18 protein-coding genes are annotated in these 13930 nt (G+C 43.5%); 11 read left to right on the forward strand and 7 right to left on the reverse strand.

Annotated elements, in window-relative coordinates; genetic code table 11:
* Nucleotides 1–5: 5 nt before the first annotated feature.
* Together P9989_RS07075 and P9989_RS07080 are read left to right on the forward strand one after the other, a co-directional pair.
* Nucleotides 6–1055: a DUF1835 domain-containing protein gene (locus P9989_RS07075; protein WP_283078073.1), complete on the forward strand. Its 1050-nt coding sequence runs from the start codon at nucleotides 6–8 to the stop codon at nucleotides 1053–1055.
* 62 nt (nucleotides 1056–1117) lie between these two features.
* Entirely contained in the window at nucleotides 1118–1789 is a 672-nt protein-coding gene (locus P9989_RS07080; protein WP_283078074.1) for an HAD hydrolase-like protein, read from the forward strand.
* 98 nt (nucleotides 1790–1887) lie between these two features.
* On the opposite strand, the gene P9989_RS07085 is transcribed toward P9989_RS07080, so the two are convergent.
* Nucleotides 1888–3414, reverse strand: a complete 1527-nt coding sequence (locus P9989_RS07085) for a BCCT family transporter (protein ID WP_283078075.1) — start codon at nucleotides 3412–3414, stop codon at nucleotides 1888–1890.
* A gap of 404 nt (nucleotides 3415–3818) precedes the next feature.
* On the opposite strand from P9989_RS07085, the gene P9989_RS07090 reads away from it, so the two are divergent.
* From P9989_RS07090 to betB, 6 genes are read left to right on the forward strand one after another with little or no spacing between them, the layout of a single operon-like run.
* Nucleotides 3819–4889: an amidohydrolase family protein gene (locus P9989_RS07090; protein ID WP_283078076.1), complete on the forward strand. Its 1071-nt coding sequence runs from the start codon at nucleotides 3819–3821 to the stop codon at nucleotides 4887–4889.
* 1 nt (nucleotide 4890) lies between these two features.
* Nucleotides 4891–5250, forward strand: a complete 360-nt coding sequence (locus P9989_RS07095) for a Rieske (2Fe-2S) protein (protein WP_283078077.1) — start codon at nucleotides 4891–4893, stop codon at nucleotides 5248–5250.
* A 21-nt stretch (nucleotides 5251–5271) separates the two neighbouring features.
* The gene (locus P9989_RS07100) at nucleotides 5272–6273 is read left to right on the forward strand and encodes an NAD(P)/FAD-dependent oxidoreductase (protein WP_283078078.1); all 1002 of its coding nucleotides are present in this window, start codon (nucleotides 5272–5274) and stop codon (nucleotides 6271–6273) included.
* 18 nt (nucleotides 6274–6291) lie between these two features.
* A complete protein-coding gene (locus P9989_RS07105) occupies nucleotides 6292–6861 on the forward strand; it encodes a chromate transporter (RefSeq protein WP_283078079.1) in 570 nt (189 codons plus the stop codon).
* Between the two features lie 5 nt (nucleotides 6862–6866).
* Nucleotides 6867–7397 (forward strand): chromate transporter, encoded by a 531-nt coding sequence (locus tag P9989_RS07110; protein WP_283078080.1) that lies wholly within the window; start codon nucleotides 6867–6869, stop codon nucleotides 7395–7397.
* A 17-nt stretch (nucleotides 7398–7414) separates the two neighbouring features.
* Complete coding sequence (gene betB, locus P9989_RS07115) at nucleotides 7415–8881, forward strand: betaine-aldehyde dehydrogenase (protein ID WP_283078081.1); 1467 nt, start codon at nucleotides 7415–7417, stop codon at nucleotides 8879–8881.
* Nucleotides 8882–9029: 148 nt separating this feature from the next.
* Here betB and P9989_RS07120 read toward each other — a convergent pair whose 3' ends face one another.
* From P9989_RS07120 to P9989_RS07145, 6 genes are read right to left on the reverse strand one after another with little or no spacing between them, the layout of a single operon-like run.
* A complete protein-coding gene (locus P9989_RS07120; RefSeq protein WP_283078082.1) occupies nucleotides 9030–9248 on the reverse strand; it encodes a spore germination protein in 219 nt (72 codons plus the stop codon).
* A 47-nt stretch (nucleotides 9249–9295) separates the two neighbouring features.
* Nucleotides 9296–9670 (reverse strand): spore germination protein GerPE, encoded by a 375-nt coding sequence (locus P9989_RS07125; protein WP_283078083.1) that lies wholly within the window; start codon nucleotides 9668–9670, stop codon nucleotides 9296–9298.
* Nucleotides 9660–9872 carry a spore gernimation protein GerPD gene (locus tag P9989_RS07130; protein WP_283078084.1) on the reverse strand — a complete coding sequence of 71 codons (213 nt, stop codon included), beginning with the start codon at nucleotides 9870–9872 and terminating at the stop codon, nucleotides 9660–9662. The genes P9989_RS07125 and P9989_RS07130 overlap by 11 nt, the downstream gene beginning before the upstream one ends.
* Nucleotides 9869–10411 (reverse strand): spore germination protein GerPC, encoded by a 543-nt coding sequence (gene gerPC, locus P9989_RS07135; RefSeq protein WP_283078085.1) that lies wholly within the window; start codon nucleotides 10409–10411, stop codon nucleotides 9869–9871. The genes P9989_RS07130 and gerPC overlap by 4 nt, the downstream gene beginning before the upstream one ends.
* Before the next feature lie 48 nt (nucleotides 10412–10459).
* A complete protein-coding gene (locus P9989_RS07140) occupies nucleotides 10460–10690 on the reverse strand; it encodes a spore germination protein GerPB (RefSeq protein ID WP_283078086.1) in 231 nt (76 codons plus the stop codon).
* Nucleotides 10691–10702: 12 nt separating this feature from the next.
* A complete protein-coding gene (locus P9989_RS07145; RefSeq protein WP_346274894.1) occupies nucleotides 10703–10924 on the reverse strand; it encodes a spore germination protein in 222 nt (73 codons plus the stop codon).
* Nucleotides 10925–11013: 89 nt separating this feature from the next.
* Here P9989_RS07145 and P9989_RS07150 point away from each other — a divergent pair, with 89 nt between their 5' ends.
* From P9989_RS07150 to P9989_RS07160, 3 genes are read left to right on the forward strand one after another with little or no spacing between them, the layout of a single operon-like run.
* Complete coding sequence (locus P9989_RS07150) at nucleotides 11014–12204, forward strand: DUF418 domain-containing protein (protein ID WP_283078087.1); 1191 nt, start codon at nucleotides 11014–11016, stop codon at nucleotides 12202–12204.
* A 13-nt stretch (nucleotides 12205–12217) separates the two neighbouring features.
* Entirely contained in the window at nucleotides 12218–13408 is a 1191-nt protein-coding gene (locus P9989_RS07155; RefSeq protein WP_283078088.1) for a DUF2157 domain-containing protein, read from the forward strand.
* Complete coding sequence (locus P9989_RS07160; RefSeq protein WP_283078089.1) at nucleotides 13405–13917, forward strand: GDYXXLXY domain-containing protein; 513 nt, start codon at nucleotides 13405–13407, stop codon at nucleotides 13915–13917. The genes P9989_RS07155 and P9989_RS07160 overlap by 4 nt, the downstream gene beginning before the upstream one ends.
* Nucleotides 13918–13930: the final 13 nt, after the last annotated feature.

Below are 13930 nucleotides of genomic sequence, written 5' to 3' on the forward strand. Positions count from 1 at the left end.
TAATTATGAAAACAGAGATAGATAAAATGATGAAATCCCTATCAGGGGAAGAAGTCCATTCCTTGCTGAAACAAGTATTACTACGAATAGACATCTTCGAAACGACTGGCTACCCAGAAAAGCAATTGATTACAGATTTACTGGATTTAAAGAAAAGGATTTCAAAGATACACGGGCTTCGGGCAAATCCACGAAAAGAATATGAGAAGCAAACGGTTAGGAAAGTTCATATTACTTTCGATGAATCCAGTGGAGGGGCATTGAGATTTGCTCTTAGAAACAATTTGAAAGCAGATGGAGAGAAAGTTATAGCTTTTCCAGATAAATTTTCAAGGGGCCCCGTTTGGAAATTACATACTAAAGAAGGGCTGAACTATCGAAAAGACTGGCTATATTATCATATTAACCTGGATGATAAATATTTCGATGAATACGAGGAGAAATTTAACAAGATTCGTGAACAAATAGAAGCCATTCCCACACACATTCCCATTACAATTTGGTTTGGTGATAATGCCCACGAACAGACAGGTTTACTTTTTGCCCTTTACTTGTTGCAGCAAGCGCCTAATCCCACATTTCTCATCAATGCTACGAGTGAGTATCATAGAACTTTTCCGGGAAAGTGCATAGCTGGCTATCCGTTAAGTACGAGTGAAATCTCTTCAGACAAGCTAGCCGCAATTTATCAAAGGACTACAACTGAAGAGGTTGATTCTGTAAAGCGAACAGATCTAGGGAACGAATGGAATAGTCTATCTTCAAGTAGGAAGAAACTGAGGATCTGGCAAAATGGTCAAATTGATGCCGTGCCAGAAGACCTCCTAGATGATTTTATCATCGAATCACTGCGAAACATTCATAAAGAGCGGGGAAACGGTGATTTTGTTAAATCAGCCCGATTAATTGGAGAAGTGATTGGTCACTCTACACATGTGGTAGGAGATGGTTTTATAGAATACAGGGTTAGACAACTCATTATAAACGGAATCTTAGATTTAAAAAGTGTTCCAAAAGCTATGAGGTGTTATGAGGTTAAGCTTCGTTCTTCCTGAGTGAACTTGATTTAAGGAGAGGAGCGTTAGGTAAATTTAACTTAAAAAGGGGAGAGGAAACAATGTCGCAATCACTAATCTTTGATATGGACGGAACGTTATTTCAAACCAACAAAATTTTAGAGTTGTCACTGGTGGGTACCTTTGACTATTTAAGATTACTCGGTGAATGGGATAAAAAAACACCTACTGAAGAATATCGTGAAATGATGGGTGTACCATTGCCTGAAGTGTGGGAAACACTATTACCTCATCATTCAAACGAAATTCGCGATAAAGCTAATAATTTATTCCAGGAAAAATTGATTAACAATATTTTTAAAGGAAACGGTGCTCTGTTTCCGCATGTTGAAGAGATATTTAGTTACTTAAAAGAGCTTGACTACAAAATATACATAGCCAGTAATGGTCAACCAGCCTATTTACATGCAATTGTTGATTATTATCGCTTGAATAATTGGGTGACTGAAACCTTTAGTATTGGTCAAATCCAATCGCTGAATAAAACGGATTTAATTGCATCGATCATTAAAAAATATAGGATTAAAAAAGGAGCAGTCGTTGGGGATCGTATATCTGATATCAAGGCAGCTCAGGAAAATGGTTTAGTGGCAGTAGGCTGTAAATTTGATTTTGCAAAAGAAGAAGAACTCGCGCAGGCTGACCTAGTTATTGAGGAGCTAAATGAGATTAAAGTGATTCTAAGCAGGTTAAAGGAACTAGTTGATGCCTGAATGGTATATTAATCTTTGATTGAACGACAATTGGTATGATGGAGCCAGAGATAGAAAAAGGTTGTTCTGAAATGAATCAGAACAACCTTATTTTTACTTCATGAAGTTTTCTTCTCTTCTACAAGATTTTTGTCTTTCCGCTTTACAGGGGCTACTTCTTGCTTTGCAGCCCGGAAGAAGGAGTACCCCATTAAAAGGACGATAATCGAGAATGGTAAGGCTGCAATGATAAGCACATTTTGCAAGCCCTGGGTACCGCCAAAGTAAACAATAATAGCGGCCATCGCTGATAAAGCAAGTCCCCATAGGATCTTTACGGGTCCTGCTGGATTCAAGGAACCTGATGTGGACAGCATTCCTAGCACAAATGTTGCCGAGTCAGCAGATGTAATAAAGAATATCGCAATGACGAAAATGGTCACAAACGACATCAGTGTTCCGAGTGGGTAATGTTGTAGGGTAGCAAATGTAGCAGTCTCCATCGGAAATTGAGAGATAGCTTCGATTCCTTGCTGTTGAAGATTTAACGCTGAAACTCCAAATACGGCGAAAAAGATGAAGCAGACGATGGCTGGAACAAACAGCACACCGAGCATAAATTCTTTAATGGTACGTCCTCTGGAAATGCGGGCAATGAAAATCCCCACAAATGGTGACCAGGAAATCCACCAGGCCCAATAGAAAATGGTCCAGCTGTTAATCCATGAGCGGCCTTCTTCGTTCAGTGGAGCAATTCGGAAGCTCATGTCGAAGAAATTTGAAAGGTAGCCCCCAATTGAACTTGTAAACATATTGAGAATATATAAAGTAGGTCCAACGATCAAGAGGAGAAGCATTAGCAGAAATCCGAGAACCATATTGATGTTACTCAAGTGTTTGATCCCTTTGCTGACGCCTGACCAGGCTGAATAGATAAATAGAATTGTAGAAACGACCAGAATGATCAATTGTACGCTGTAATTACTCGGTACATTGAATAGAAAGGCTAGTCCTTCGTTGATTTGGGCCGTACCAAACCCTAGCGTTGCTGCCACTCCGACGACGGTTGCAACGACAGCTAATGTGTCGATGACGATTCCCGTCTTCCCTGACATTTTTGCTTCACCGAATACGGGGATAAGGGTAGCACTAATTAATCCAGGATACCCTTTGTGGAATTTAAAATAAGCGAGTACTAAAGCGACTAGAGCATATACTGCCCATGCATGAATCCCCCAGTGGAAAAAAGAAAACTGCAGAGCTTCTTTAATGGCGTCCTTACTTCCTTCTTCTGAAACAGGACTGCTTTTGAAAGCGTGTGAGATTGGTTCTGCTGTTGTCCAGAAAACGAGTCCCATTCCCATGCCCGCACTGAATAACATGGCAAACCAGGTTGGCAGGCTGAACTCGGGCTTGTCATCTTTTTTACCTAGCTTGATGTGACTGAAGCGGGAAAAAATTAAGTACACACAAAATACGAGCATCAATGTGACAATTAATAAGTAATACCACCCAAACTTAGTGGAAATGAATTTGGTTACCTTAGCTGTAGTCATTTGTAAATGTTCAGGTCCCATTACTCCCCATAGGACAACTAGTCCACAAGTAGCAAGACCATACCAAAAAACGGCTGATACATTTTTCATTTCATCACCTCTATGTCATGTATTTTTTCTATAAAACTTTGATAAAAGAAGAAGGTCGTCTACAACATTTTCAAATGTTACATAGGTTTTATTTGAATTGCAAACCCGCTTCCTTGAAAAAGTGAGGGAGGACACTTTCTTTCAATTCCTGTTTGCAAGTTGGGGGAACCCTTGTCATTTCAGTTTTTTCGACATGTTTCTTAAGCGGGAAATTCGGATAAATAACTTATTAAAAAAATTTTTTGTACAAAACAAAAAGTTATCACTGAACGTTACTGAGCGTTACTGAACGTCACTGAAGGATCTAAATGCTACTCAGTGCCTCTCAGCGGGTTTGGCGATCTGCACTTGCCCCTGATACGATTTGAACTATTCGCCAAGCAAATGACAAGGGGGACTTTCCTATGACGAAGAATAAAATTTCACTAGTAGATACGGATATTCATGAACGAGTTCAATATCGAGATATTGTAGATCGACTGGATGAGCCGTTTCGCCATTACATTGAAAATTGCCACTGGATTCAGGAGAAACATATGCCTTATACCCAACCATCTGTAGCTGGTGTGGATCGGGCCGATGCGATTCTTCCAGACGGTCGGCCGGCAGGGTCAGATCTCGGTTTTATGCAAGAGCAGCTGCTGGACGAAATCGGACACGAGTTCGGAATATTGACAAGTGCTCTGGACCCTTCACCATCCTCGATGCATGGATGGCACGAAATGGCCGCGGCCCTGGCGACGGCTTACAATGACTGGCAAATTGAAAATTGGCTCGATAAAGATGAACGCTTATACGGCTCCGTGCATATTGCAGCACAGGATCGTGATGAGGCAGTCAAAGAAATCGAACGAGTTGGTTCTCATCCGAAAATGGTGCAGGTATTGCTGCCGATTGATGACATTATGTGGGGCGAGCCTTACTATCATCCAATTTTTGAAGCGGCCGAAAAACACAACTTAATGATTGGTATGCACCACAATGAACCGCCTGTCTATTATGGGAAATGGCCAAGATACTTTATCGAATGGCATACCTTAATTCCGACGGCACATATGAAACAAATTACGAGCATGATGTTTAATGGGGTGTTTGAAAAATTCCCTAATCTCGGCTTAATGATGATCGAAGGCGGCTTCACCTTTATTCCGCATTTGATGTGGAAAATGGATCAGCAGTTCCGTGATTTGCGTCATGAAGTACCGTGGCTGAAAAGAAAACCGAGCCAGATTATGAAAGAACAGGTCCGCTTCACGACACAGCCTGCTGAAGAGCTGACGAAGAAGGAGTTTATGTCGCTTCTCGAACAAATGGGTACAGATGAGATGCTGTGTTTCTCAACAGATTACCCTCACTGGGATTACGATTCACCTCATCGTGCTTTACCGAATATGGATCCCGAACTGAAGCGAAAGATTTTCTCAGAAAACGCCAAGAATTTTTATCCGAAATTACCGAATCCAGAGGAGGGATAACATGAGAGAGCAAGTGGTATGTAAAAAATCTGATATTGAGCCAGGAGAAATGAAAAAATCTACCTTTGGGAAGCAGGATGTACTCATTTGCCGGACGCCCGACGGGGAATTCTATGCTTTCATGAACCAATGTATCCACCAGGGAGCGCCGCTGGATCGCGGGATGATCTGTGGAGCTACAACCGAGGAAAGTGAACCGGGCGGCTATGAATACTGTCATAAAGGTGAAATTATTCGCTGCCCGTGGCATGGCAGAGAGTTTGATATTAAAAATGAAGGAAGAATGCTTGCGAATCCTGATAAAAAGATTCCGAGTTTCAAAGTTCGCGTAGAAGATGAAGACGTCATCGTTTATAAATAATGAAACAAGAAGGTGTTGACCATGTACAGTTCTGAAAATGTTAGTGATGTGATCATTATAGGGGGAGGTCCGACGGGAATATTTGCGGCTTTCTATGCCGGCATGAGAGAAATGTCAGTGAAAGTCATGGATAGCCTGCCACAGCTCGGAGGCCAGCTCATGGCTTTGTATCCTGAGAAGTACATTTATGATGTAGCAGGAGCACCTAAAGTGTTAGCGAAAGATTTAGTGCACCAGCTGGAAGAGCAAGCGATGCAGTTTGACCCTGACATCTGCCTCGAGGAAAATGTCCAGGATGTTGAAAAGCTTGAGGAACGGCTTTTTAAAGTTACCACGACGAAACAAGTGCATTATGCGAAGACCGTGTTAATAACGAGTGGGGCAGGTGCCTTTCAGCCACGGCGTCTTAAACACGAAGCGGCTCAGCAATATGAAGGCAAGAACCTCTTCTATGCTGTAACAGACCTGGAAGCACATAAAGGGCAAAGAGTCTGTATTTCAGGTGGCGGCGATTCGGCTGTCGATTGGGCATTGATGCTGAAGGATGTGGCGAAAGAAGTGACGCTGGTTCACCGTCGTGATCAGTTCAGGGCTCACGAGTCCAGCGTTAATCAATTAAGAGAAACGAGTGTTCAAATCAAGACACCCCGCGGAATCGATCAACTGGTCGGAACAGAAGATTATATTGAATCCGTTGTCTTAAAAGAACCAAAAGGGGATGCGACAGAGAACCTTGAAATTGATTCCTTGATTGTAAATCATGGGTTTCTTTCCAGTCTTGGAGCGATAAAAGAATGGGGATTGGAACTCGAAAAGAATTCGATCGTGGTCAATCAGAAGATGGAAACCAATATTTCGGGAATTTACGCTGCGGGTGACATTACAACCTACGACGGGAAAGTAAAATTGATTGCGACCGGTTTTGGAGAAGCTCCTACTGCGATTAGTCAGATCAAGCATTACATTGACCCGGATGCAAGGGTTCAGCCTCCTCACAGTACTCGTGTCTTAGGCGGAGAATAACTTTTGTCACTACAAACCATGAAAGCCAACACAGTCAACTATGAATTACCGGTGCTGTTCAGGATCTTTATAACGTTTATGAAAATAAGCCCGCTTACCTTTGGCGGTGGAATTGCCATGATTCCTCATATTGAAAGGGAGATTGTTCAGAAACGAGGATGGTTTGCCAAGGAAGATGTCCCGAGCATTGTAGCGATTGCGCAATCAGCTCCAGGATCCATCGCTATTAATGCCTCCATTTATATGGGGCACAAAGTCCAGGGAATTCCAGGAGCCATAGCTGCCATGGTCGGAATGCTGCTGCCAGCAAACTTGATTATCATTGTGCTGACCTATCTGTATGTAACCTATCAGGACCTTGCCATTGTGCAGGCTGCCTTTAAAGGAATACGTCCCGCTATTATCGGACTGATCTTGTATGCCGCTTGTAAAATAGGCAGAGTATCGATTCGTGATCCGTTTACGCTGCTGCTGTTTGCCGCCGCAGCTGGTTTGCTTTTCGGGCTGGCTATTTCCCCTGTTTATTTAATTATCGGTGGAGGGTTGGCAGGCTGTCTCTACTCCATGTGTCGTAACAAAAGGAGCTGAAACGAATGGTTTTGTTCAATCTCTTCGTCGAGTTTTTTAAAATAGGTCTGTTTGGTTTCGGCGGGGGATATGCGATGATTCCGCTTATGGCCCAAGCGGTCCGTGAACATCAATGGATTTCCCAGCAGCAGTTCACAGATATTATCGCTATTGCTGGTTCGGCACCTGGTCCGATTGCGACGAATACAGCATTATTCATCGGCTATCAAACCTCAGGAATACTAGGAGCTGGGATTGCGGCGGCAGGGAATTTACTGCCTTCCCTAATCATGGTCCTGTTGTTAATCAAAGTGATCACAAAAAATGCCCGATCAAATGCAGTAAACCACAGTCTATATGGTATTCACCCTGTGATTACAGCATTGATCTTGTACGCAGGTGTTCGAATGGGGATCGAGAATGATCTGTTTTCACAAGTAGCCGATTATCCCCAATATGGAATTATGGCACTCGCGATCATCCTGTTTTACAAAAAGGTATCCCCTCTTTGGGTAATCGGCCTTTCCGGAATTGCAGGCATCCTGATTTATAGTTGATAAGGAGGAATAAGAAAATGACGAAAATGTACATTAACGGCCAATGGGTCGCCGCTGCGAGTGGAGATACACGAACCATCATCAATCCGTTTAATCAAGAAAGTATTGCAGAAGTGGCAGAAGGAAATGAAACGGATGCCCAATTGGCGATTGATGCAGCCAGAAAAGCCTTTGATGAAGGCAGCTGGCGACATGTGCCAGGTTCGGAACGAGGAAAATTCGTCTTAAAAATTGCTGAACTTATCGAACGTGACCAGCAGGAATTAGCGGAATTGGAAACGATTGATACAGGTAAAACGTTGACGGAAAGCCTGGCGGACATGGCAGATATTGCGGAAGTGTTCCGTTATTACGGAGGGCTTGCTGATAAAGATGGCGGCGAAGTGATCGAATCGCCTATCCCTGAATCGAGAAGTAAAGTAGTACGTGAGCCTGTGGGGGTTTGTGGCCAAATTACACCATGGAATTACCCTTTACTGCAGGCAGCTTGGAAACTGGCCCCTGCGTTAGCGGCGGGAAATACGTTGATCATTAAGCCGAGTGAAATTACACCTTTAACGACGATTAAAGTTACTGAACTGATTGAAGAAGCCGGGGTCCCTGAAGGCGTAGTGAATTTGGTGCTGGGATCTGGTGCGAAGACGGGACAAACCCTAGCAGAAAGCCATTCGGTTGATCTCATTTCATTTACTGGCGGAATTGAAACCGGACGGAAGGTCATGACAGCGGCAGCAGTGAACTTTAAAAAAATCGCTCTTGAACTTGGCGGTAAAAATCCGAATGTTGTATTTGCAGATGCTGACTTTGAGACAGCCGTTGATCAGGCCATGAATGCGATCTTTTTCCACTCTGGTCAAGTATGTTCAGCTGGTGCGCGTTTACTCGTTCAAGACAGTCTTCACGATGACTTTGTGGAAGCGTTGGTGGCACGGACGAAGCAAATCAAACTCGGAAATGGCTTCGATGACACTACACAGTCCGGTCCGCTCATTTCCAAAGAACACCGGGAAAAAGTGGAGCAGTATATTGAGATTGGGTTAGCGGAAGGAGCTGACTTAAGGACTGGCGGGAAACGGCCGCAAGCTACAGATCTGCAGGCTGGTTTTTTCCTGGAACCGACGATTTTTACAAACTGTCAATCATCAATGAGGATTGTACAGGAAGAAACCTTTGGTCCGCTCTTGACGGTAGAACGATTCAGTACTGAAAACGAGGCCGTGCAATTGGCTAATGATTCTAAGTACGGACTTGCTGGAGCCGTATGGACGAAAGATATTAGAAAAGCCGAACGAGTATCGAGTGAGCTTCGAATGGGAACCGTGTGGATCAATGACTTCCATCCTTATTTTGCCCAGGCCCCATGGGGAGGGTATAAATCCTCCGGAATCGGCCGTGAGCTCGGTAAGCAGGGACTCGAGGAATATACGGAAGTAAAGCATGTATTTGAAAATACAAATCCTGCGCCGCTCCACTGGTTTAACTAAACGATCACGAAAAGGTGCCAGACTTTCAGCAACTTGAAGGTCTGGCACGTCATTATGTCTTATGAAAAATTGGCCAGGCAACCGGTTTTACCATAACGAAAGAGCAGACCTTGAAAAGTCCGCTCCATTGAGTATGCGCAAAAAAGTGTTATTTGTTAGCCGTCACATTTTGATCATTTACATCAGGATCAAACGGATTGGTTGAACTGAGCCCATTATTTGTACATATAAAGTCACCAGTATTTAATGCTCCTGAACCGGCATTCGTTTTACTTGTGCTTTTAGGTGCAAGATAGAAAGCATCCCCGAAGTTCACTACACCTCCACCTACACTATTAATACGAATCGGGCCGACTATGGCTGGCATAAAAAGCCCTCCTTTTTTAGCCTAATGATACAAAGTATGCACGCTCTCTATTGTTCGTCACTTAGGATTCGGATATGTTTAACCCGGGCGTGGGCATCGATGTGGTCAATGCCTCCTATTTGAATGGCTGAAGCCGTGGACGCCCCGAGTATGAACATCGAGTCTACGCAAATTTCGTGATCAACGTGGTGAAAGGAGGACGAAATCGTAAGGGGAGGGAGCATAGGCGATGGTTCCCGCTGGAAGATAGGGTAAGTAGTAAAGGACACGTGATCTTCAATGGTATGTGGACCTTCTCTTTGGACAGCGATAGCTCTTGAGCGTGGGTTCAGTTGATTTACGTCACCAATCAGAAGCCCGGAACCTATGGTAACTGAATTGACTTGCGCGGTATGTGCTACGGCGAGGCGCTTATCCCTCATCTTGAGATCTCTCCTCCACAAAAGTACCTTCTTCTTCGATCGGAACAAATGGACCGATAATTAACGATTCCGGCGGGGTGTCAAAAAAGGATTGAAGTCGGATGGTCTCACTGTCGCCGACTAAAAAAACAGAGGAGGAAGCTACACCTGTGACATCAATCTTTCCGACATGCAACCCGTAATTGTACACGGTGTAATTCATACGAAATCCTCTCCCTTTTTCGATGTGAAGTATTGAGCCACGGAATGACGGACTTCTTGGTGCAGTTTCTGAACAATTGCTGTAGGGTCAAGGTCAGGGTTCTGGTTTTGGTGAAAAGTAAAACGTTCGGGAAGCTGTTTATTGATATCCGCAATCATGTGCTCCCGGTGTTTTTCGCTAAGCTGAAGTCCATTTTCACGTACGTAGTTATCTATATATTGCGGCACAGCATCGTTCATCAATTCATCCAAGTATGGGGCGGCTTCTTGGGGTTGAGATTCCGGGGTGTAAAGGTCTTCAAGAATGTCTCCCTCTGTCCCATTTGGAGTCAGTCCAATTTGCAGGGTCCCTTCAAGTGTTTCTATTTTTAATTGGTCAAAATGATATTCGATTTTTTCAATAACGGTCTTAGGGTGTTGTTGCGTTTGTAAGTGTTCGATTTGTTGAGTAAGGCGGTCAATGGTTTGCTGCTGATCCTGTATTTGTTTCATAATTTGGCTGAACCAGTGATTCCATGACTGGTAGTAGTTGTTGTTCAATGGCATTCACCCCCGTACTATCCTATGCGATAACATCGTGATATGTGCCTAGGTTACGGAAAGTGGAACAAGAGTACCACCGGCGTCCAGTTCTGGAACAGTAACCTGACCTGAAATCGGTTGAGGTTCTTCTCCAGGCGCCGTGTATCCGCCGGTATTATAGAGGTCTGCTTTCGCTTGAATGACTCCGGAACTCCCAATTTGCACAATCGATGAGTTAGCTACCGACCCAATCCGCAAGAAGCGGATCGAAATGGTTTGGTGGACAGTTAAATTCAATTTGTTTCCCTCCTAGGAGTTAACGATGGATTGATCAACAACTTCGCGATCATTAATATATGTGGCTGATCGATCTATATTGACACGAATCCCAGTACCTGTGTTAAAGGAACCGCCTCCAGCGAATGTTTTAACAGAAGCAGCAGGGGCCATGCTGTAGACATCTCCAATGTTGAAGATACTGGAGGTGGACACATTTAGTACTTTTACCATTCCAACTTGTGCGGGCATCATAAAAAACCCCTTCTATATAAATATGAAACTCAAATTGTGAAAATGTCGTAATACAAGTAAAATAAAAGTAATCGGGGGGATAGATTACGATGAAACAACATCCAACACCACTTCAAGAGGCAGATCGGTTCGGCTGGATTGATGCAGCCAGAGGCTTTGCGATATTCGGTATCTTCATGGTAAATGTACCAGCGTTTAATGCTCCATACTTTTTATATGGCGGAGAGGAGTATTTCTGGTCATCACCACTAAGTCATAGTGTTCAAACTTTCATCGATATTTTTTTTCAGGCTAGTTTCTACACATTATTTTCATTATTATTTGGCTTTGGTCTGCAGATGATGAAGGACCGCTTGGATCAGAAAGAAATTCCCTACCGTCCCGTGCTTTTTAGAAGGCTGCTTCTATTGATCGGCTTCGGCCTTATTCACAGCTTTCTCATTTGGCATGGTGATATTTTATTATCATATGGTGTGTTTGGTTTAGTGTTATTTGCTTTTTTCCAAGTCTCAGAACGTACACTTTTATTATGGGCTTATGCTATGCTTGCGTTTCTTGTCCTCCCGCTCACGCTTTCCTTGTATTCTATTCGAGATCGCCTGGGAGGTTTTTTTAATCAGGAAGCGATTAATGCTGCCAAGCGGAATTATGGTGAAGGAAGTTTGCTTGATATATGGCAGCAAAATGCTGTGGACTGGTCGTATGTAAATAATGTAGGTTCCATTCCATTTCTGGCTTTCAGTCTCATCCCTATATTTCTGTTCGGAATGTATTTAGCTAGAAAAGGATGGCTTCATAGGCCCGATCAATATGTAACTCCCATGAAACGGTTATGGGCAGTGACAGGTGTAATTTTTATCCTATTTAAAGCTGTACCTTATTTGTTTGGAAACCCTGAATGGTTCCAGCTCCTTCAAGACAATGTCGGAGGTACAGCATCAGCTTTCTTTTACGTGTTATCTGTTACGCTGTTGTTCCGAACAAATGCAGGGAAGAGGCTGTTGGGACCGCTCAAGTGGGTGGGGCGAATGTCTTTATCCAATTATATCTTTCAGTCACTGGTTAGTTTTATCCTTTTTTACTCTGTCGGTTTGGGATGGTATGGGCAAGTTCCACCTTTGATGAGTGTCGTGATCGTACTGGTCGTATTCACATTACAGGTCATACTAAGCAAAGCCTGGCTTACGACATATCGTTTTGGTCCTCTGGAATGGCTTTGGCGGTCATTAACTTATGGGGGAAAACAGCCGTTGAAGCGAAAAGGAAAACAGTCCGCATAAGGGAGGAAGGGCAATGAGACGGGTCCAGTTAGAGAAAGAGTCAAAGCATTGGGTGCATGACGGTATTATAACAGAACAGCAAAGAGAACAAATTCTGAACCGTAATTCTTCAGCACAGCATCCATTGTTGTTTACGTTTGCAGCGATTTTCATCGGCCTCGGATTTCTTACGTTTATTGCGTCAAACTGGTCGGCCATCCCGGACATGGGGAAACTATCAATTATTATCGGGTTTTTACTGCTCTTTTCTATCGGTGGCGAGGTGATTTATCGAACTTACTCTAAACCGATGGGACGCAGTTTGCTGCTGCTCGGAATTCTCGTGTTCGGCGCAGGTCTGTTTTTAATCGGACAAATGTATCACTATCATTCTTTTAGTGCCATTCCTTTTTTCATCTGGTCTGCTGCAGCTTTCCTCGTGTTTCTCATATTTTCTGAACAAAGCTTTTTCATAGCCACGCTCGTGATCATGACGGTCGGGCAGGTGTACAGCGGAATTGTATATCAGGATTATCACTTTGGCATGGGCGGTTTGTTTCTAATTGGATTAGGATGGTTTGTTTATAAACGACAGGATCCGGTAAGCAGTCTGCTATTTGCGGCAAGCTATGTGATTCAGTGTCTTATTCTGATTTTCTCTTTGCAATTCTCCTATTACTGGCTGATCTTGCTCTTTTTCGCTTTGTATATAGTCAGTCATCTCGTGCGTGGCCAGTCACATTTAAAGTCGTTTGGCGGCCTCGCTGTCTGGGCGATTTTTATCTTGAATGTATTTCAAGTATTCTTGTTAGGCCAGGAAAGTGAACAAGTCGAGTATTCAGAGATTTTCTTCTTGATTTGGACCGTGTTCTTTGTCTATGCGGTGCTCCAGTCTGCTCTCGAGTCTACGAAATTTTACTGGATTGACCTTGTCTTGTTTATCCCTGTTTTCAGAATAGGGGCCGGAGGTTTTCTTTCTCTATGTATTCTATTTATCTATTCACTTGGCTGGCTGTTGGCCGGATATAAGAGGGAACGATCAGAATGGGTAAATAAAGGGACCTTTGCCTTTCTCTTCACGACGTTTGTGGCTTATTTCCAACTAGCCTGGGACTTTATGGATCGTTCGTTATTTTTCTTTATCGGGGGTGTGCTCTTGTTTCTATTAAGCTACTTCTTAGAACGTAAGCGGCGAGCCATCGGGAAGGAGAGGGTGGTGTCATGAAGCGGGTTTACTTTTATATGATTGTAGCCTTACAAGTTCTTTTTCTTGCGGGAATGGCATTCTCTTACTATGCGATGGATATGTATGGCGAAACGATACGCTTGAAAACAGCGCCTGTCGATCCCAGAGATCCCTTCTACGGGGACTATGTCACGCTAAGCTATGAAGTAGAAGAAATCCCCGAGGAAAAGTGGGTGGGCGAACCTCCAGAACGACGAGAAGTCGTACATTTACTGTTGAGTCCAAATGAAACAGGAATTTATGAACTGACCAAAGCATCGTCCCATTCGCTTGCGGCGTCAAATGATCAGGTCATCATTAAAGCACAGCATCAGTGGCATAACGAACGCCTCAACTTTTATAACGTGAGTATCGGCTTAAACCGATATTATGTTGAAGAGAATACAGGAAGACAGATTGAGCGGGCAGGAGGGAACCAGGAGGTAGAAATTGTTGTAGCTCCGTGGGGGCAAAAGAAAATCACTGGAATTGATTCACTTGACCACTGATGACTGATGTAGC

The organism is Halobacillus naozhouensis (assembly GCF_029714185.1).
Taxonomy (GTDB): domain Bacteria; phylum Bacillota; class Bacilli; order Bacillales; family Halobacillaceae; genus Halobacillus_A; species Halobacillus_A naozhouensis.